The organism is Pseudomonas sp. CBZ-4, assembly GCF_000346755.1.
GTDB lineage: Bacteria > Pseudomonadota > Gammaproteobacteria > Pseudomonadales > Pseudomonadaceae > Aquipseudomonas.
On the sequence record NZ_ANNV01000055.1, the window covers coordinates 1 to 19,343 of the forward strand.

General features: G+C 62.5%; 17 protein-coding genes. 6 read left to right on the forward strand and 11 right to left on the reverse strand.

The annotated features are described in order from the left end of the window. Positions 1 to 59 precede the first annotated feature (59 nt). From B348_RS0106985 to ctlX, 3 genes are all read right to left on the reverse strand, one after another. Complete coding sequence (locus B348_RS0106985) at positions 60 to 839, reverse strand: ABC transporter substrate-binding protein (protein ID WP_026136619.1); 780 nt, start codon at positions 837 to 839, stop codon at positions 60 to 62. 245 nt (positions 840 to 1,084) lie between these two features. Beyond that, positions 1,085 to 2,128, reverse strand: coding sequence for an ornithine cyclodeaminase (locus tag B348_RS0106990; RefSeq protein WP_017735426.1), 1,044 nt, complete (start codon positions 2,126 to 2,128; stop codon positions 1,085 to 1,087). 11 nt (positions 2,129 to 2,139) lie between these two features. After that, positions 2,140 to 3,066, reverse strand: a complete 927-nt coding sequence (gene ctlX, locus B348_RS0106995; protein WP_017735427.1) for a citrulline utilization hydrolase CtlX — start codon at positions 3,064 to 3,066, stop codon at positions 2,140 to 2,142. Positions 3,067 to 3,355: 289 nt separating this feature from the next. On the opposite strand from ctlX, the gene B348_RS1000000130740 reads away from it, so the two are divergent. Then, positions 3,356 to 4,249: a GNAT family acetyltransferase gene (locus B348_RS1000000130740; protein WP_017735428.1), complete on the forward strand. Its 894-nt coding sequence runs from the start codon at positions 3,356 to 3,358 to the stop codon at positions 4,247 to 4,249. Positions 4,250 to 4,385: 136 nt separating this feature from the next. Here B348_RS1000000130740 and B348_RS0107010 read toward each other — a convergent pair whose 3' ends face one another. The 5 genes from B348_RS0107010 to B348_RS0107030 all read right to left on the reverse strand — a co-directional run bounded on the left by B348_RS0107010 (position 4,386) and on the right by B348_RS0107030 (position 10,545). Then, a complete protein-coding gene (locus B348_RS0107010; protein ID WP_017735429.1) occupies positions 4,386 to 5,405 on the reverse strand; it encodes a branched-chain amino acid aminotransferase in 1,020 nt (339 codons plus the stop codon). 204 nt (positions 5,406 to 5,609) lie between these two features. Continuing rightward, positions 5,610 to 6,989: a dihydrolipoyl dehydrogenase gene (lpdA, locus tag B348_RS0107015; protein WP_017735430.1), complete on the reverse strand. Its 1,380-nt coding sequence runs from the start codon at positions 6,987 to 6,989 to the stop codon at positions 5,610 to 5,612. Between the two features lie 3 nt (positions 6,990 to 6,992). Continuing rightward, complete coding sequence (locus B348_RS0107020; RefSeq protein WP_017735431.1) at positions 6,993 to 8,249, reverse strand: dihydrolipoamide acetyltransferase family protein; 1,257 nt, start codon at positions 8,247 to 8,249, stop codon at positions 6,993 to 6,995. Further along, positions 8,250 to 9,308, reverse strand: a complete 1,059-nt coding sequence (locus B348_RS0107025) for an alpha-ketoacid dehydrogenase subunit beta (protein WP_017735432.1) — start codon at positions 9,306 to 9,308, stop codon at positions 8,250 to 8,252. Position 9,309: 1 nt separating this feature from the next. Continuing rightward, positions 9,310 to 10,545: a 3-methyl-2-oxobutanoate dehydrogenase (2-methylpropanoyl-transferring) subunit alpha gene (locus tag B348_RS0107030; protein ID WP_017735433.1), complete on the reverse strand. Its 1,236-nt coding sequence runs from the start codon at positions 10,543 to 10,545 to the stop codon at positions 9,310 to 9,312. A gap of 195 nt (positions 10,546 to 10,740) precedes the next feature. Between B348_RS0107030 and bkdR the strand changes: the two genes are divergently transcribed. Next, complete coding sequence (bkdR, locus tag B348_RS0107035) at positions 10,741 to 11,229, forward strand: Bkd operon transcriptional regulator BkdR (RefSeq protein ID WP_017735434.1); 489 nt, start codon at positions 10,741 to 10,743, stop codon at positions 11,227 to 11,229. Positions 11,230 to 11,364: 135 nt separating this feature from the next. Here the strand turns inward: bkdR and B348_RS0107040 are convergent, their stop codons facing one another. Then, positions 11,365 to 12,228 carry an MBL fold metallo-hydrolase gene (locus tag B348_RS0107040; protein ID WP_017735435.1) on the reverse strand — a complete coding sequence of 288 codons (864 nt, stop codon included), beginning with the start codon at positions 12,226 to 12,228 and terminating at the stop codon, positions 11,365 to 11,367. 131 nt (positions 12,229 to 12,359) lie between these two features. Between B348_RS0107040 and B348_RS0107045 the strand changes: the two genes are divergently transcribed. The 4 genes from B348_RS0107045 (at position 12,360) to B348_RS0107060 (ending at position 17,728) form a co-directional block, all read left to right on the forward strand. Next, positions 12,360 to 13,172, forward strand: a complete 813-nt coding sequence (locus B348_RS0107045) for a sulfite exporter TauE/SafE family protein (RefSeq protein WP_026136620.1) — start codon at positions 12,360 to 12,362, stop codon at positions 13,170 to 13,172. A gap of 145 nt (positions 13,173 to 13,317) precedes the next feature. After that, entirely contained in the window at positions 13,318 to 14,493 is a 1,176-nt protein-coding gene (locus B348_RS0107050) for a porin (RefSeq protein ID WP_017735437.1), read from the forward strand. 207 nt (positions 14,494 to 14,700) lie between these two features. Further along, a complete protein-coding gene (gene nosP, locus B348_RS0107055) occupies positions 14,701 to 15,846 on the forward strand; it encodes a nitric oxide-sensing protein NosP (RefSeq protein WP_017735438.1) in 1,146 nt (381 codons plus the stop codon). Then, complete coding sequence (locus tag B348_RS0107060; protein WP_032864743.1) at positions 15,788 to 17,728, forward strand: NahK/ErcS family hybrid sensor histidine kinase/response regulator; 1,941 nt, start codon at positions 15,788 to 15,790, stop codon at positions 17,726 to 17,728. Before nosP ends, B348_RS0107060 begins: the two co-directional genes overlap by 59 nt. A gap of 335 nt (positions 17,729 to 18,063) precedes the next feature. Here B348_RS0107060 and B348_RS0107065 read toward each other — a convergent pair whose 3' ends face one another. Together B348_RS0107065 and B348_RS0107070 are read right to left on the reverse strand one after the other, a co-directional pair. Then, complete coding sequence (locus tag B348_RS0107065) at positions 18,064 to 18,729, reverse strand: response regulator transcription factor (RefSeq protein ID WP_017735440.1); 666 nt, start codon at positions 18,727 to 18,729, stop codon at positions 18,064 to 18,066. Between the two features lie 27 nt (positions 18,730 to 18,756). Next, positions 18,757 to 19,296 carry a PQQ-dependent catabolism-associated CXXCW motif protein gene (locus tag B348_RS0107070; protein WP_017735441.1) on the reverse strand — a complete coding sequence of 180 codons (540 nt, stop codon included), beginning with the start codon at positions 19,294 to 19,296 and terminating at the stop codon, positions 18,757 to 18,759. Between the last annotated feature and the right edge of the window lie 47 nt (positions 19,297 to 19,343).

Genomic DNA, 19,343 nt, shown 5'->3' on the forward strand with positions numbered 1-19,343 from the left:
AAATGTGACGGATCTACCGCTATCGCAGGCAAGCCAGCTCCCACATGAGGATGAGGCCGCTATTCGTTGTAGATGTCCTGATCGCCGAAATACTTCTTCTGGATCTCGGCATACGTGCCATCCGCCTGCACCGCCGCGATGCCTTTGTTGATCAGCGCGCGCAGTTCCTGGTCGTTCTTGCGCAGGCCCATGGCGATGTCCAATGGCAAGGTCGGGTCCTTGAACGCCGGGCCGGTCTTGAAGTCGGCGCCTTCAGGCTTGGACAGGAAGTTGAGCTGGGCTTCGAGCTTGTCGGTCAGGGTCGCGTCGAGGCGGCCGTTTTGCAGGTCGGCGTAGTTCTGGTCCTGGGACTGGTACGCCTTGATCTGCGCGCCGAGCTTGGCCAGGTGTGCACGGGCGTAGGCTTCCTGCAGCGAGCCTTGCAGCACGCCGACTTGCTTGCCTTTCAACGATTCCGGGGTGTCGCCGAAGTCGGCGCTCTTGCGGGTGATCACCGAGGTCGGGCTGAGGAACAGGCGGTCGGTAAAGTCGATGATTTTCTCGCGGGCCGGGGTCACGGCCATGGACGACATGATGGCGTCGAACTTGCGCGCACGCAGGGCCGGGATCATGCCGTCGAATTCGTTGTGCACCCAGGTGCATTTGACCTCGAGCTTGGCGCAGATGGCGTTGCCCAGTTCGATGTCGAAACCTTGCAGGCTGCCGTCGGCGGCCACGGATTCGAAGGGCGGGTATTCGGGGAAGACGCCGAAGCGGATTTCTTTCCACTCCTGGGCGTGAGCGGCGGTGGCGCACAGTGGCAACAGCAACGCAGCGAAAAGTGATCGCAGTGGAGTCATGGTGTAGTCCCTATATTTTGTAATTGATGTCAGGGCAGTAAATGAGTTGAAACAAATCGTTCTTGTTGGCGGAGAGAATGCTTCAAGGTGGTGCGTTTTTTGTGTCGTTTACCCCTCGCATAAAGCGCAAATTGCGCTGTTAAATCGGGCAATGCAGCGGAATCGGCTGCACGACCCGCTGAATCGGCTTTTCATCCCTGCAAACCCGGCCCGCCGCCGACGCAAAGCGGCAGGCCAGAGCGGTCTCAGGCACGCTTTTTCTGCTGTGCGACGGGCTGGGCCAGGCGCGCAAACAGATCTTTCGGGTCGGCCAGGTCCGGTACCAGTTCCAGCGTGCTGCCCACGTCGAGGGCCGTGGCCACATCCAGCACGTAACGCAGGGCCGAGTAGTCTTCGATGGCAAAACCCACCGAGTCGAACAGCGTGACCTGGCGCGGGTTTTCGCGGCCGGGCTGCTGGCCGTTGATCACTTGCCACAGTTCGGTCACCGGCGAATCTTCCGGCATGTGTTGGATCTCGCCTTCGATCCGGCTTTGCGGCTCGTACTCGACGATCACGCGGGCGCGCTCGACGATACGGCGGTCCAGTTCGGTCTTGCCGGGGCAGTCGCCGCCGACGGCGTTGAGGTGCATGCCCGGCTCGATCATGTCGTCGGTGAGGATGGTTGCGTAGGCCTTGTCGGCGGTGACGGTGGTGACGATGTCCGCGCCTTTCACCGCGTCGGCCACGCTGCTGGCCAAAATCACCTTGATCGCCGGGAACGCCTTGAGGTTGGCCGCCAGCTTGGCGGTGGCCTTGGCGTCGATGTCGAACAGGCGGATTTCATTGATGCCGAGCATGGCGTGGAAGGCCAGGGCCTGGAACTCACTCTGCGAGCCGTTGCCGATCAGCGCCATGCTGCGGCTGTTGTCGCGGGCCAGGTAGCGCGCCACCAGCGCCGAGGTGGCGGCGGTGCGGATCGCGGTGGTCAGGGTCATTTCGGCCAGCAGCACCGGTTTGCCGGTGTCCACGTCACCCAGCGCACCAAAGGCCATCACGGTGAGCATGCCGGCCTGGGTGTTTTTCGGGTGGCCGTTGACGTACTTGAAGGCGTACAGCGCCGCGTCGGACACCGGCATCAGCTCGATCACCCCGTCCGGCGAGTGGTTGGCCAGGCGGGCGCACTTTTCGAAGTCCTGCCAGCGCAGGTAGTCGGCGCGGATGTACTCGGCCATCTCGCTGATGCAGGTTTGCAGGCCTTTTTGCGAGACCAGGTAGCTGAGGTCGTTGACGTCGATGTAACGGGTCATGGCAAGACTCCTTATTGAAATGAGGGACGGGCGGGCAGATGCACTTCTGCCAGCATGCAGCGGGCACTGCCGCCGCCGATGCGTTCGATGTTGTCGATGTTCACCACCACCGGCCGCGTGTGGCGCTCCACATGGGCGCGCTGCACCGGTTGCAGGGCGCCCCAGGCGCTGGCCGACATCACCAGCAGCGGCTGGCCGTCGCGGTCGTGGACTTCGAGCATGTTGCCGGCGAAGGCTTCCAGCTGATCGAAGTCGAGGGCGAGGATGTCTTTGCCGGTGTCGCGCAGGGAGCGTTCCAGGGTCAGGCGCTCGCCCTCGTCGGGCAGGGCTTGCAGGCACACCACCGAGAGGTCGCGGCCAACGCTCATCATCACGTTGCTGTGGTAGATCGGCGCGTGATGGCGGTCCACGGCGTGGAACACGCAGAGCTGGTAGTCGAGGCGCTCGGCGAACTGGCGCAGCGCGTCGTGGTGGGTGCGCCCGGAGTGGCAGGCGTAGCTGATGCGGTGCTGGCGGTCGAGCACCATGCTGCCGGTGCCTTCGAGGAAGATGTTCTGTTGTTCCAGGTGGCTGAGGTCGATGGTGCTGTGGATCGCGAAGCGTTGCTCCAGCACTTGCAGCACGCCTTTGTTGCGCTCCAGCCGGCGGTTCTGGCCTTCCATCGGGTACAGCACCAGGCTGCCGTCGGCATGGCTGCTCCACCAGTTGTTGGGGAAGATCGAGTCGGGGGTGTGGGGCGCCGGGGTGTCTTGCACCACCAACACTTCCACACCGTGCTGGCGCAGGGTCTCGACATAGCCGTCGAACTCTTCCAGCGCTTTCTGCTGTGCGCTGAGCGGGTCGAGGGGCTGGCGTTGGAAGCGGTTGTTGATCGCGGTGTCCGGGTTGAAGGCAAAGCGCGCCGGGCGAATCATCAAGACGGTGTTGGTGGTTTGCATGGGTGCACGAATCCATGGGGTTGGGCAGTGCGGCTATTTTGTGGGTTGTGCGGGGTGAATCCCGGCTGAAACGAGGGGGCGGCTCAGCCGGGAAAGCTGAAACTGGAGGTAGTGCGACCGAATCGGCTGCCGGCTCTGGAATGCGATCAAACTGTGGGAGCTGGCTTGCCTGCGATAGCGGTGTACCAGCAACAGTCACTTTGACTGACAGACCGCTATCGCAGGCAAGCCAGCTCCCACATTAGTATGGGGCTGGTTTTTGATCTCTGTTCTCAGCAAGGAGCCCTGCATGCCTACCGCCGTCCGTCTCGCCCAGCCCGCCGATGCCGAAGGCATCAGCCAGGTCATCCTGGCTGCCCTGCACAGCAGCAACGCGAAGGATTACCCGGCAGACGTGATCGCCCGGGTCGCGAGCAACTTCACCGCCGATGCGGTCATCGCCTTGTTGACGCGCCGGGTGGTGCTGGTGGCGGTGCAGGACGACGTCATCGTGGCCACGGCGGCGCTGGATGCCAACGTGGTGCGCTCGGTGTTCGTCAACCCGACACTGCAAGGGCAGGGCATTGGCCGCTTGCTGATGATCGAGATTGAACTGCGTGCCCGCCAGGCCGGCGTGACAGTGTTGAGCGTGCCGTCTTCACTGACGGCCGAGCCGTTCTATACCGCGCTGGGGTTTCACACGGTGCGCGACGTCTACCACGGTAATGAACGAACCTTGGTGATGGAGAAGACGCTGCTGTCCCGCCACCCCATCGGGCCGTATCGCGACCGCCAGCACCGGGCGCAAGTGGTGGGGTTGTGGCAACAGGCCTTTGGTTATGACACGGCGCATAACTCACCGGCCCTGGCGATTGATAAAAAGCTGGCGGTCAACGATGGGTTGTTTTTTGTCGCGACGGATAAAAAGACGGTGGTCGGCACGATTCTCGCGGGCTATGACGGCCATCGTGGTTGGCTGTATTCGGTGGCGGTACACGCCGACTATCGGCGCCATGGCTTGGGTTCTTCGCTGGTGCGGCATGCGGAGCAGGCGTTGACTGCGCTGGGTTGCATGAAGATCAACCTGCAGATCACCAGTGGCAATGATGCCGTGACGGGGTTTTACGAGGCGTTGGGGTATGGCGTGGAGCCGCGGATCAGCATGGGCAAGAAGATTCCGCAGAATATCCCTACTCAATCTTGAGAACACCGAAAGGCAAATGTGGGAGCTGGCTTGCCTGCGATAGCGGTGGGTCAGTCACAGTAGATGTTGACTGATACACCGCTATCGCAGGCAAGCCAGCTCCCACAGGGTTTTGTGGTGTTGCTGGCTTTTGGGCTTAGACCTTGACGATCCAACCCTCTGGCGCTTCAACGTCACCGGTCTGCACGCCGGTCAGCTCTTTGTACAGCTGCTGGGTGATCGGGCCGACTTCGGTTTCGCTGTGGAATACATGCAGCTTGCCGTTGTACTGGATGCCGCCAATCGGCGAGATCACCGCTGCGGTACCGCAGGCGCCGGCTTCCTTGAACTGGTCCAGCTTGTCGATGAACACTTCGCCTTCAACCACGTCCAGGCCCAGGCGGGACTTGGCCAGTTCGATCAGCGACAGGCGGGTGATGCCTGGCAGTACCGAAGGCGACTTCGGCGTGATGAACTGGTTGTCGTGGGTGATACCGAAGAAGTTGGCCGAGCCGACTTCTTCGATTTTCGAGTGGGTCATCGGGTCCAGGTAGATCGCATCGGCGAAACCGGCTTTCTTCGCTTCCGAACCGGGCATCAGGCTGGCGGCGTAGTTGCCACCGACCTTGGCCGCACCGGTGCCTTGTGGCGCGGCGCGGTCGAAGGTGGAGATCTGGAAGTTGTGCGGCACCAGGCCGCCCTTGAAGTAGGCACCGACCGGGATCGCGAACACCGAGAAGATGAACTCCGGAGCGGTGCGTACGCCGATGTTGTCACCGGTGCCGATCACGAACGGGCGCAGGTACAGCGCGCCGCCGCTGCCGTACGGCGGGATGAACCGCTCGTTGGCCTTGACCACTTGTTTGCAGGCGTCGATGAACACGTCGGTCGGTACATGGGGCATCAGCAGGCGCGCGCAGCTGCGTTGCATGCGGGCGGCGTTCTGGTCCGGGCGGAACAGGTTGATCGAACCGTCCTTGCAACGGTAGGCCTTGAGGCCTTCGAAGCACTGCTGGCCATAGTGCAGGGCGGTGGAGCCCTCGCTGATGTGCAGCACGTTGTCGTCGGTCAGGGTGCCGTCTTGCCACTCGCCGTTTTTCCAGACCTGGAGAAACCGTTTGTCGGTCTTGATGTAGTCAAAACCCAGCTTGTCCCAATTGATGCTTTCGTTACCCATGACACCCTCTATCTTTGGTCAAGTCGGTTTTTTACTGAATGGGCGCAACAATACTTCATTCTTGGCTTGTGTGGGAGCCACCGGGTGGACACCTTCAGCCTGTGTATTGGCAGATCCACCGCTATCGCAGGCAAGCCAGCTCCCACATTTTGGAATGCATACCCCTGTGGGAGCTGGCTTGCCTGCGATGGCCCCACCTCGGTCTTACAGGTGCAACGCGTGCCCCAAGGCTCTCAAAGCCGCTTCCTGCACGGCCTCGCCCAAGGTCGGATGGGCATGGATCGTACCCGCCACATCCTCCAGTCGCGCACCCATTTCCAGGCTCACACCAAAGGCGGTGGACAGCTCGGAAACCCCCACGCCCACCGCTTGCCAGCCGACGATCAGGTGATTGTCACGCCGCGCCACCACCCGCACAAAGCCGGTTTTCGACTCCAACGTCATCGCCCGGCCATTGGCCGCAAACGGGAAGCTCGACACGATGCAGTCCAGCCCGGCAGCCTTGGCTTCATCCGGGGTCTTGCCGACGACCACCAGTTCCGGGTCGGTAAAGCACACGGCCGGGATCGCCGCCGGGTTGAATTCACGGTGTTGACCGCTGATCAGTTCGGCAACCATCTCGCCCTGGGCCATGGCCCGGTGCGCCAGCATCGGCTCGCCGCTCAGGTCGCCGATGGCCCAGACATTGCGCATGCTGGTCTGGCAGCGGTTGTCGATCTTGATCGCCGCGCCGTTCATGTCCAGGTTCAGGGCTTCGAGGTTCCAGCCTTGGGTATTGGGCTTGCGACCTACGGCTACCAACACTTGGTCGGTGGCCAGTGACAAGGTGTCGCCATTCGGATCGCGTACTTGCAACTTGCCATCGGCAAAGCTGGTGACGCTGTGCTTGAGGTACAGCTTCACGCCCAACTGCTTGAGGGATTCGTTCACCGGTTGCGTCAGCTCGGCGTCATAGGCGGGCAGGATACGATCCTGTGCCTCGACCACACTCACCTCGGCGCCGAGCTTGCGGTAGGCAATCCCCAATTCCAGGCCAATGTAGCCGCCGCCCACCACGATCAGCCGTTTCGGCACGCGGGTCGGCGCCAGGGCTTCGGTGGACGAGATGATCGGCCCGCCAATCGGCAGCATCGGCAGGTTGACGCTCTTCGAGCCGGTGGCCAGCAGCAGGTGTTCGCAGTGGATGCGCTGGTCGCCGACATCGACGGTCTTGCCGTCCACCGCCTTGGCCCAGCCGTGGATCACCTGCACCTTGTGTTTTTTCAGCAGCGCGGCGACGCCGGTGGTCAGGCGGTCAACAATGCCGTCTTTCCATTCCACGCTTTTGCGGATGTCCAGGGTCGGCACATCCACCTCGATACCCAGTTGCGAACCCTGGCTGTGGTGGATGGTTTGCTGGAACTGTTCGGCCACGTGGATCAAGGCCTTGGACGGGATGCAGCCGATATTCAGGCAGGTGCCACCCAGCGCCTGGCCTTCCACCAGGATGGTCGGAATGCCCAGTTGGCCGGCGCGGATCGCCGCCACATAACCGCCAGGGCCGCCGCCGATGATCAGCAGCGTGGTATTCAAAGTCTGTGACATGCCTTACTCCAGGAACAGGCTGGCGGGTTGTTCGAGCAGGCCGCGAATGGCCTGGATGAATTGCGCCGCGTCCATGCCATCGACCACGCGGTGATCGAACGAGCTGGAGAGGTTCATCATCTTGCGCACCACAATCTGGCCCTTGATCACCATCGGCCGCTCGACGATACGGTTGACGCCGACGATGGCCACTTCCGGCAGGTTCAGCACCGGCGTGCTGACGATGCCGCCCAGGGCGCCCAGGCTGGTCAAGGTAATCGTTGAGCCCGACAGCTCGTCGCGGCTGGCCTTGCCATTGCGCGCGGCCGTGGCCAAGCGCGTAATTTCTTGCGCGTTGCCCCACAGGCTGCGGGCCTCGGCGTGACGCACCACCGGCACCATCAGGCCAACGTCGCTCTGGGTGGCGACGCCCACATGCACCGCGCCGAGGCGGGTGATGACCTGGGCTTCGTCGTCGTAGCGGGCGTTGATCTGCGGGAAGTCCTTCAGCGCCACCACCATGGCACGCACGATGAACGGCAGCAGGGTCAGCTTGCCGCGTGTGGCGCCGTGTTTCTCGTTGAGGTGCACGCGCAGCTCGTCGAGGGCGGTGACGTCGATTTCTTCCACGTAGCTGAAATGCGCGGCGCGGCGAGTAGCGTCCTGCATGCGCTGGGCGATCTTGCGGCGCATGCCGATCACCGGGATCTGTTCTTCGCTGTTGCGTTCGGCGTAGGGGTTGGCGGTGGACGAAGCCTTCGCCGTGCCTTGTTGCAGGTACGCGTCGAGATCTTCGTGGAGAATCCGGCCGGCTGGGCCTGTGCCCTGGACCAGACGCAATTGAATCCCGGCGTCCAATGCATGCTTGCGCACGGCGGGGGAGGCCAGCGGACGCTCGTCGGCATCGCGGGCAACCGGGGCCGCTGCGGCTTTTACAACAACCGGTGTGCTTTCCACCACCGGCGCGGGCTTGGCTTCCACGACCGCTGCAGCCTTCGGCGCTTCCTTCACCACCGGCGCTTCCTTCGCGTTGCCGGCGCCTTCCACTTCGATGCTGATCAAAATACTGCCCACGGCCATGACTTCCCCCGGCGCGCCGCCGAGGGAAATCACCTTGCCGTGCACGGGCGAGGGAATGTCCACCATCGCCTTGTCGGTCATCACATCCGCCAGCACCTGGTCTTCAACCACCAGGTCGCCGACCTTTACATGCCAGACCGACAGTTCAACTTCTGCGATGCCTTCGCCAATGTCCGGCATCTTGATAACGTGCGTGCCCATTCAGACCTCCATGACCCGTTTCAACGCCGCGCCCACACGGGACGGCCCTGGGAAATACGCCCACTCTTGCGCGTGCGGGTAGGGGGTGTCCCAACCGGTGACGCGTTCGATCGGCGCTTCCAGGTTGTGGAAGCAATGCTCTTGCACCAGCGCCACCAGCTCGGCGCCAAAGCCGCAGGTGCGCGTGGCTTCGTGCACCACCACGCAACGGCCGGTCTTTTTCACCGATTTGACGATGGTTTCCAGGTCCAGCGGCCACAGGCTGCGCAGGTCGATGACTTCGGCGTCGATGCCGGTTTCCTCGGCGGCGACTTGCGACACATACACGGTGGTGCCGTAGGTCAGCACGGTGACGGCCGAACCCGGGCGCACGATGGCGGCCACGTCCAGCGGCACGGTGTAGTAACCGTCTGGCACTTGTGCTTGCGGGTGTTTCGACCACGGGGTTACCGGGCGGTCGTGGTGGCCGTCGAACGGGCCGTTGTACAGGCGCTTGGGCTCGAGGAAGATCACCGGGTCATCATTTTCGATGGAGGCGATCAGCAAACCTTTGGCGTCGTAAGGGTTGGACGGCATCACCGTGCGCAGGCCGCAGACCTGGGTGAACACCGCTTCGATGCTCTGGCTGTGGGTCTGGCCGCCGTAGATGCCGCCGCCGCAGGGCATGCGCATGGTCAGTGGCGCGGTGAACTGGCCGGCCGAGCGATAACGCAGGCGCGCGGCTTCGGAGATGATCTGGTCGGTGGCGGGGTAGACGTAGTCGGCGAACTGGATTTCGGCCACCGGGCGCAGGCCATAGGCACCCATGCCCACCGCCACGCCGATGATCCCGCTTTCGGAAATCGGCGCGTCAAACACCCGCGAGCTGCCGTACTTGGTCTGCAAGCCTTCGGTGCAACGGAACACGCCGCCGAAATAGCCGACGTCCTGGCCGAACACCACCACGTTGTCGTCACGTTCGAGCATCACATCCATGGCCGAGCGCAGGGCCTGGATCATGGTCATGGTGGTGGTGGTCATGGCGGTTTCCACTTCAATGCTGTTGTTGTGATCGTTCATGTCAGATCCCCAACTCTTGACGCTGGCGCTTCAAGTGCTCCGGCATCTCTTTGTAGACGTCTTCGAACATGGTCGCGGCGCTTGGAATCTGGCCGCCGGCAAGGGTGCCGTACTGTTCGGCTTCTTTTTGCGCCGCGATGACTTCGGCTTCAAGTTCGGCACTGACCGCCGCGTGTTCCTCTTCGGACCACTGGCCAATCTTGATCAGGTGCTGCTTGAGACGGGTGATCGGGTCGCCGAGGGGGAAGTGGCTCCAGTCATCGGCGGGGCGGTATTTCGAAGGGTCATCGGAGGTGGAGTGCGGGCCGGCGCGGTAGGTGACCCACTCGATCAGCGTTGGCCCCAGGTTGCGGCGCGCCCGTTCGGCGGCCCAGGCGGAGGCGGCGTACACGGCGATAAAGTCGTTGCCGTCCACACGCAGGGAAGCGATGCCGCAACCCACGCCGCGTCCGGCGAAGGTGGTGGCTTCACCGCCGGCGATGGCCTGGAAGGTGGAGATGGCCCATTGGTTGTTGACCACGTTGAGGATTACCGGCGCGCGGTACACGTGGGCGAAGGTGAGGGCGGTGTGGAAGTCGGATTCGGCGGTGGCGCCGTCGCCGATCCAGGCGGATGCAATCTTGGTGTCGCCCTTGATCGCCGAAGCCATGCCCCAGCCCACACCCTGTACGAATTGGGTGGCGAGGTTGCCGGAAATAGTGAAGAAACCGGATTCCTTGACCGAATACATGATCGGCAACTGGCGGCCCTTGAGCGGATCACGCTCGTTGGACAGCAACTGGCAGATCAGGTCGACCAGCGGCACGTCGCGGGCCATCAGGATGCTTTGCTGGCGGTAGGTGGGGAAGCACATGTCGTCGATGTTCAAGGCCAGGGCCTGGGCGCTGCCGATGGCTTCTTCGCCAAGGCTCTGCATGTAGAACGACATTTTTTTCTGACGCTGGGCGACCACCATGCGGTTGTCGAAGATGCGCGTCTTGAGCATCGCGCGCATGCCTTTGCGCAGGATCTCCACCGGCACGCCTTCAGCCCATGGGCCGAGGGCCTGACCCTGGTCATCGAGCACGCGGATCAGGCCCTTGGCCAGGTCGGCGGTGTCGGCGGGTTCTACGTCGATGGCGGGTTTGCGCACTGTGCCTGCGTCGGTCAAACGCAGGTAGGTAAAGTCGGTCTTGCAGCCTGGGCGTCCCGAAGGTTCAGGGACGTGCAGGCAAAGGGGTTCGTACTGCTGGGTCATGGCTTTCTACGCTCTATCTTGTGAATTTCTTGTAGTGGGCGCGCTAGCTGACAGTCAGTCCCCGGGTAGGGGAAATCTTGTCCTACAACAATCATAGGCGGGGCGTAGAAGAATATTTATCTGTGTTTCGTTGCACTCACGACCATTTGCGGATAAAAAAACTGCATAAACATAATAAACAGGTGATTTTGTCTCATGCGCAAACTGGACCGTACCGATATCGGCATTCTCAACGCCTTGCAGGAGAACGCCCGCATCACCAACGCCGACCTGGCGCGTTCGGTGAACCTGTCGCCCACGCCGTGTTTCAACCGGGTGAAGGCGATGGAGGAGTTGGGCTTGATTCGCGAGCAAGTCACCCTGCTGGACGCGGATTTGCTGGGGCTGCACGTCAACGTATTCATTCACGTCAGCCTGGAAAAGCAGAATGAACTGGCGTTGCAGCAGTTCGAAAGCGCGATTTCCGACCGCCCGGAAGTGATGGAGTGTTACTTGATGGCCGGCGATCCGGACTATCTGATCCGGGTGCTGGTGCCGACGATCCAGTCGCTGGAGCGCTTCATGATGGACTTCTTGACCAAGGTGCCGGGGGTGGCGAATATTCGGTCGAGTTTTGCGCTGAAGCAGGTGCGCTATAAAACCGCGTTGCCGTTACCCGCCAACGGCATAAACCTCGGTACCTGACCCAACACACCTCCCACTGTGAAATGCTGGCTTATGTGGGAGCTGGCTTGCCTGCGATGGCGGTGGGTCAGCTTGCACATCAGTGACTGGTAGACCGCCATCGCAGGCAAGCCAGCTCCCACAGGGTTATGCATTTCAGAGTTGGTTGAGGGGGATCTTCAGGTATACGACTCCGTTCTCTTCCGCTGGCGGCATATTCCCCGCCCGCACATTCACCTGTATCGCCGGCAACAACAGTGTCGGCATGCCCAACCCGGCATCCCGAGTGGTGCGCATCTCGACAAACGCCGCTTCATCCACCCCGTCATGCACATGAATATTCCCCGCCCGCTGCTCGGCCACGGTCGTCATGCACTTGGCCTCACGCCCCTCGGGCGGGTAGTCATGGCACACATACAACTCCGTCTCCAACGGAAAACCCAGCAACCTGCGCATCGACGCATACAACTGCCGCGCATCCCCACCGGGGAAATCACAGCGCGCCGTGCCCACATCCGGCATGAACAGGGTGTCACCCACCAGGATCAACCGCTCATCCACCAGATAGGCCATGTCCGCCGGCGTATGCCCCGGCACATGCAGGGCCTGGGCCTTGATGTTACCGATGTAGAACACCTCATCCGGCGCAAACAAGTGGTCGAACTGCGAGCCATCCACGCGAAATTCCGGCTCCAGGTTGAACAGGTTCTTGAACACGTCCTGCACGGTGCTGATGGATTGGCCAATGGCGATCTTGCCGCCCAGGGTGCGGCGCAGATACGGCGCGGCCGACAAGTGGTCGGCGTGGGCATGGGTTTCCAGCAGCCATTGCACCTGCAGGCGATGTTCGCGCACGTAGGCGATCACCTGGTCGGCCTGGCGCGTGTCGGTGCGCCCGGAGGCCGGGTCGTAGTTGAGCACCGAATCGACGATGGCGCAGGGGCCATCATCGGCCTCGTGCAGCACATAGGTGTAGGTCGACGACGCCTCGTCCAGAAAGGCTTTGATCAACGCTGACATGACGGTGGTCCTTGGTATAGACGTGATTTCCACATAGGCTTGCGAGCTTAAGTGAAAAAAACGGTCCGAGGCAAAGGATCGCAATGCGGGATGTGACGCCACGCGGCAGCATCCGGCCTAAGGTGGATTGAATGTTGTTGGCAAGTGTTCTGGGGTTATTGATGGGCTTGGTGATGGGCCTGACCGGCGCGGGCGGCGGCATCCTGGGGGTGCCGGCGCTGGTATTGGGGTTGGGCCTGAGCATGACCCAGGCCGCGCCGGTGTCGCTGCTGGCCGTTGGCGCGGCGGCCGCGGTGGGCGCGCTCGACGGTTTGCGTCACGGCCTGGTGCGTTACCGCGCGGCGTTGCTGATCGCCTTGTTGGGCGCGTTGTGTTCGCCGGTGGGGGTATTTTTCGCCCACCAACTACCGGAGGCCGTGCTGATGGGCCTGTTCAGCGCGCTGATGGTGCTGGTGGCCTGGCGCATGTTGCAGCGCGAAAAACACCAGGCCGGTCCGAGTGACCATGGCACCGCGTCCTGGGGCCAGAAGAACTGCATGCTCGACCAGCAGACCGGGCGCCTGACCTGGACCGCCAAATGCAGCGCCACCCTGGCCGCCCTCGGCGCGGTCACCGGCGCCGTGTCCGGCCTGCTCGGCGTGGGCGGCGGCTTCCTCATCGTGCCGGCGTTCAAGCAACTCACCGACGTGCAGATGCGCGGCATCGTCGCCACCTCGCTGATGGTGGTCAGCCTGCTGTCGCTGATCGGCGTGGCCGGCGCCTTCCACGCCGGGGTCACCATCGAACCGCTGGGCTGGGTGTTTGTCGGCGCAAGCATCGTCGGCATGCTCGCCGGTCGGCGCCTGAGTTCGGTGATCCCCGCCCGCTACTTGCAGGTCGGTTTTGCCAGCCTGTGTGTACTGGTGGCTGTCGGCATGTTGGCCAAGGCCGGTCTTACGCACTAAGTGCCGGGCCCGGCTTACACCGAACTTGGCGGGCACCCGCAGCCCGCCCAAAGCAGTCTGAAACCACGGCCAAGGCAGCGTATGCCGGGGCCTGGCGCCTTTTGATAATCGCCTCCGACATCAAGTCCCCGTTGCGGAGCGCGCCATGCATAAGAATAAGAATGTCCCCCTGCGTCTGTTACCTGCCTTCATCGTCGGCCTCGGCCTGAGCCCGTTCGCCGACGCCGAAATCATGCTGTACGACAAGGACGAAACCACCTTTTCCACCGACGGCTACATCAACGCCTTCTACGTCAACAGCGACGTGGACCGCGCCGGCGAGCAGTACGACCGCCGCCAATCCCGCGTGAAGATGGGCTTCTTGCCCAACTACCTGGGCTTCAACATGACCAAGCAGGTCGACGACCTCAAACTCGGCGCCCGCGCCTCGTTCTGGGTGACGATCAACGACAGCGAAACCAACGGCACCGACACCGCCATCGACGTGCGCCAGTTCTACGGCACCGTGGCCAACCAGGAATGGGGTGAAGTGCTGATCGGCAAGGACTTCGGCCTGTTCGCCCGCTCCAACATCCTGCTCGACGAACTGCTCGCCGGTTACGGCCAGGTCAGCGACAGCCTCGGCCTGGTGGACGGCGGCGGTGTGTCGTTCGGCAATATCGGCAGCGGCTACCCGTACCCGTTCCCCACCTCGCAGATCACCTACCGCACCCCGGTGATGGACGGCCTGCGCGTGGCCGTCGGCATCATGGACCCGGTGGACACCAACGACAGCAGCGCCCTGGGCAAGGCCTACCAGAAGAACCCGCGCACCGAGAGCGAGATCACCTACCAGTTCGACGTGGGCGGGGCGAAGATCTACAGCTGGCTCAACGGCAGCTACCAGACCTCGGACAACACCGACTCCAACGTCGCCAGCGTCACCTCCAAGGGCCTGGGCTACGGCGTGCAGGCAAAGATGGGCGGCCTGTCGCTGACCGGCTCGGGTTTCCAGGCCAAGGGCATCAACCCGTTTTTCACCAACAACGCCGGCGAAGCCACCCTGCGCAATGTCGACAGCAACGGTTACCTGGTGCAAGGCTCGTACAAACTCGGCAAGAACCGCCTGGCGCTGTCCTACGGCAAGACCAAGGACGACGGCAACGGCGTGGTCGGCAGCGGCGCGGATTATGAAACCCGTGGGATTGCGTTGTTCCATGACGTCAACGCCAACCTGAAACTGGTGGCGGAGTACAACCAGTTCCAGATCAAGGGGCATGACACCAATGCCCAGAATGAAGACACCGACACCTTTGCCGTAGGTGCCGTCCTCACCTGGTAAGACTTGGAATGCTTACCCTGTGGGAGCTGGCTTGCCTGCGATAGCGGTCTACCTGATACACCGCTATCGCAGGCAAGCCAGCTCCCACAGTTGCTCTCCATCGGTCTTGAGATACTCATCCCAACGCATCCCCCCACCCAGTACCCAAGTAGCATAGGGCCCACCCCCCGGCCTTCGTACACTGACGCCTTAGAGGGGGAACCAACGATGCACAACAGTGAAGGCGTAGTCAGCGCCATGTCCCAGGCCACCGATCCAGGGCAGGCCGCTGAAGAGTTGGCCCGCCAACTGCTGCATCCGTACCTCGGCTTTGTGCTGTTTTTCTGTTCCGCTGGCTACGACTTGCAGGCCCTCGGCCAGGCCCTGCAGCAGTGCTTCGGCAATGTGCGCGTGGTCGGCTGCACCAGCGCCGGCGAGATCACGCCCCAAGGCTACGGGCGCAATTGCATCACCGCGATGGGCTTCAACCACGCGCACTTTTCCATCGCCACCGAGCTGATCGATGAGGTCGAGCACTTCAGCCTGATCGGCGCCCAGGACATGGTCGAGCGCCTGGTCGGCGGCTGTCGCAGCAACACCCTGGCGCCGATCAAGGGCAACACCTTTGCCCTGACCTTGCTCGACGGCTTGTCCAGCCGCGAAGAGATGGTGCTCGCCGCCCTCAGCGCCGCCCTCGGCGATATCCCGCACTTTGGCGGCTCGGCCGGGGACGACAACTTCCTCACCCACACCCACGTGTACTTCAACGGCGTGTTCCACAGCGGTGCGGCGGTGGTGGTGCTGGTCAATACCTGGCTGGATTTCGAAGTGTTCACCACCCACCACATCCTGCCGCGCACGGAAAAACTGGTGGTGACCGGGGCCGACAGCCCGTCCCGCCGGGTCTTCGAACTCAACGCCGAACCCGCCGCCGAAGAGTATGCGCGGCACATCGGCGTGGCCGTGGCGGACCTTGACCATCGCACCTTCGCCGCCCATCCGCTGGCGGTGCGCATCCACGACCAGTACTACGTGCGCGCGATCCAGCAGGTGCATGACGACCTCAGCCTGAGTTTCTACTGTGCGGTGGAGAACGGCATTGTGCTGACCCTGATGCAACCGGGCCCGATCCTGCCCAACCTGGAGGCCTTGTTCGACGGCCTGCACGCGCGCCTCGGCGACCTGTTGCTGACCATCGGCTGCGACTGCTTCCTGCGGCGCATGGAGCTGGAAGACAACGGCCACCTGGAACAGATCGGCCACTACCTGCAAGGCCAACGGGTGCTGGGCTTCAACACCTACGGAGAACAGTTCAATGGCATGCACATCAACCAGACCTTCACCGGGGTCGCCATTGCCCGTGGCCGACGCTGAACTGCGTGCCCAGGTTGCCCAGCTGCAACAGGCCAACCACAAGCTGGCACGGATCAACGCCGCGCTGATCGAGCGCATCGAGTCCGGCATGACCCAGGGCAACAACCCGTACACCACCTTCCAACATTCGGTGGTGCTGGCCGAGCAGGTGCGCGAACGCACCGACGCGCTGAACCAGGCCATGGCCGAACTCAAGGCCAGCAACCACCTGCTGATCAACGCGCGGCTGCGCGCCGAAACCCTGCGCGGCGAACAGGCGGCGGCGCAAAAGGCCCAGGAAAGCGAACGCTGGATTCGCCTGATCACCGACAACGTGCCGGCGCTGATCGGCTACCTGAATGCCGAGCTGGTCTACGAATTCACTAACAAGGTCTACGAAGAGTGGTACTGCTGGCCGCGCGGCATGATGCTCGGCCAGAGCCTGCGCGAGGTGCACAGCGAGCAGCATTGCCAGCGCCTCGACGCTTACGTCGCCCGCGCCCTGGCCGGGGAGAGCGTGACCTTCGAATTCGCCGAAACCAATATCAACAACCAGGAGCGCTACATGCTGCGCTCCTATGTACCGAACCTGCTCGCCAGCGGTGAAGTGGTGGGGATCTTTGTGCTGATCCGCGACATCACCGAACGCCGCCGCACCGCCGAAGCCCTGCACCAGGCCTACCAACACCTGGAGCAGCGCGTGGCCCAGCGCACCTCGGAACTGACGTCGCTCAACGACCAGCTGTTGCAGGAAATCGACGAACGCCGACGCATGGAAACCCGCCTGCGCGAAGCCAAGCAGGAGGCGGAAAAAGCCAACCTGTCGAAAACCAAATTCCTCGCCGCCGTGAGCCACGACCTGCTGCAACCGCTGAACGCCGCACGTTTGTTCACCAGCGCGCTGTTGGAGCGCCCCAACGAAACCCTGGTGCGCAACGTCAGCAACTCCCTCGACGACGTGGAAAACCTGCTGGGCACCCTGGTGGATATTTCCAAGCTCGACGCTGGCGTAATCAAGGCCGATATCGCGCCGTTTGCCCTTAGCGAACTGCTGGAAAACCTCGCCGCCGAATACACCGAACTGGCCCGCGCCGAAGGCCTGGCATTGCACTTCGTCGCCTGCTCCGCGTTGGTGCGCAGTGATATCCAGCTATTGGCGCGCATCCTGCGCAACCTGCTCAGCAACGCCCTGCGCTACACCTACAAGGGTCGCGTGGTGCTGGGCTGCCGCCGCCAGCAGCAGCGCCTGCTGATCCAGGTGTGGGACAGCGGCATGGGCATTGCCGAGGAACGGCTGGAGGAGATTTTCCAGGAGTTCAAACGCGGCGATGTGCAACGCCCGGACCAGGATCGCGGGCTGGGGTTGGGCCTGGCCATCGTCGAGAAAATCGCCGGGATCCTCGGCCATCGCATCAGCGTCAAATCCTGGCCGGGCCGGGGTTCGATGTTTTCCGTGGAAGTGCCCGTGAGCGCTACCGCACCGAAGTCCTTGCCGCTGCCATCCATGAGCGAGGCGCTGCTGGAGCGTTTGCAGGGCGCACGGGTGTGGGTGCTGGACAACGACGCGGCGATCTGCGCGGGCATGCGCACGTTGCTGGAAGGCTGGGGTTGCCGGGTCACCACGGCGTTGTCGGAACAGGACCTGGCGCGGCAGGTGGACAACTACCATGCCGAGGCTGACCTGTTGATTGCCGACTACCACCTCGACGACGACCAGAACGGCGTCGACGCCGTGGCCCGTATCAACGCCCGGCGCGGCAGTGCGATCCCGGCGTTGATGATCACCGCCAACTACAGCAATGAGTTGAAGCAGCAGATCCGGGAGTTGGGGCATACCCTGATGCACAAGCCTGTGCGGCCAATGAAACTCAAGACCGCGATGAGTCACCTCTTAGGCAAGTGAACACCCAACCGTCAACCAACGAAGATCACCTGTGGGAGCTGGCTTGCCTGCGATAGCGGTCTATCAGTGAAAGATGTGCAAGCTGACCCACCGCCATCGCAGGCAAGCCAGCTCCCACAGTTTGAACTGCGTAGGTCAAGGAGATCAGCGGCGTTGCTGATTGCGGCCAATGAAACCTGCTCGTGAAGTGAACCCCAAAACATCATCCAACGGAGATCATCTGTGGGAGCTGGCTTGCCTGCGATAGCGGTCTATCAGTGACCGATGTGCAAGCTGACTCACCGCGATCGCAGGCAAGCCAGCTTCTACAGTTTGATCTCCATAGGGCAGTGGGGTCAGCGGCGCAGGTACGAGCCGAAGTCGATATCCCCGGCACTCAGGATCGCCTGCACCCGGTTATGCACATTCAACTTGCGCAATATCGCCGACACATGGGCCTTCACCGTGGTCTCGGCAATCTCCAGGGTGTAGGCAATCTGCTTGTTTGACTCACCCTTGGTCATCCGTTCCAACACCAGCAATTGCTTGCGCGTCAGGGCCTGCAACAGTTCCGGGGCGAAGCCTGGCGCGTCGTTCATGCGCCGTTGGTTGGGGTTTTTCTGGGTGCGGATGATGTCGGGCGGCAGGTACACGTTGCCGTTGAGGATCTGCTGGATCGCTTCGGTCATTTGCAGGCGCGGCGATGACTTGGTGATAAAACCCACGGCGCCGTAGGTGATGGCTTGCAGCACGATCTGCTTGTCCTGCTCGGCCGAGACGATCACCACCGGGATGGTCGGCGACTCGTTGCGCAGGTTGATCAGGCCATTGAGGCCGTGCATGCCGGGCATGTTCAAATCCAGCAGGATCAGGTCGAGGTCGTCGTGTTCCTGGGTCAGGGCGAGGGCGCTGTCGAGGTCGGCGGTTTCCATCACCTCACTGCCGGGGAAACCGTCGCTGATCACGTTGTGGATCGCTTCGCGAAACAGCGGGTGATCGTCGGCGATCAGGATTTTGTACATGGCCGTTCACCTTCTTGTTGTGGTTTTTTATTGAAAGGGCTCGGGTGTCGCAGCCATCACTGGCAGTTTTGCCGCTTCCCATGCATCCAGGCCATCCCGGTACCAGTACACCGAGGTATAGCCCAGATTGGCGGCTCGTTTTACCGCGTTCCAACTCAACCAGCAATCGGAGCGGCAGTAGAAGACCAACGGCCGCGCGAGGTTGCCGCCGGTGAACTTGTACAGGTGGCGCACGAAGTAGCCTTGCCACTCCGGCGTAAGGTCGCCGTCGCCGGTATTCGCCAGCCAGTGGCTGCCGGGCAGGTTGGCGTGGGGCTGGTCTTCGATGAAGCGGCCTTGCAGCCATTGGCGCCGGTACACGTCGATCAGCACCGGCGCGGGCGTCTGGTTGAGCAGGGTTTGCAGGGCCGGGGTGTCGACGATGGTCGCACCGGGCGCCTGGTCGGGCGTGGGGCTGCGGTACAGGCTGGTACGGTAGCCGTCGGCGGAAAACAGTGGGGTGTCGGCCTGGGCGTTGGCTGCGATCAAGCAGAACAACGCCAACAGGGGCAGTCGGGCGGGCAGCATGGCGGGTCAATCCTTATCGTTATGCCGCCATTACACGCCAGTCCCAC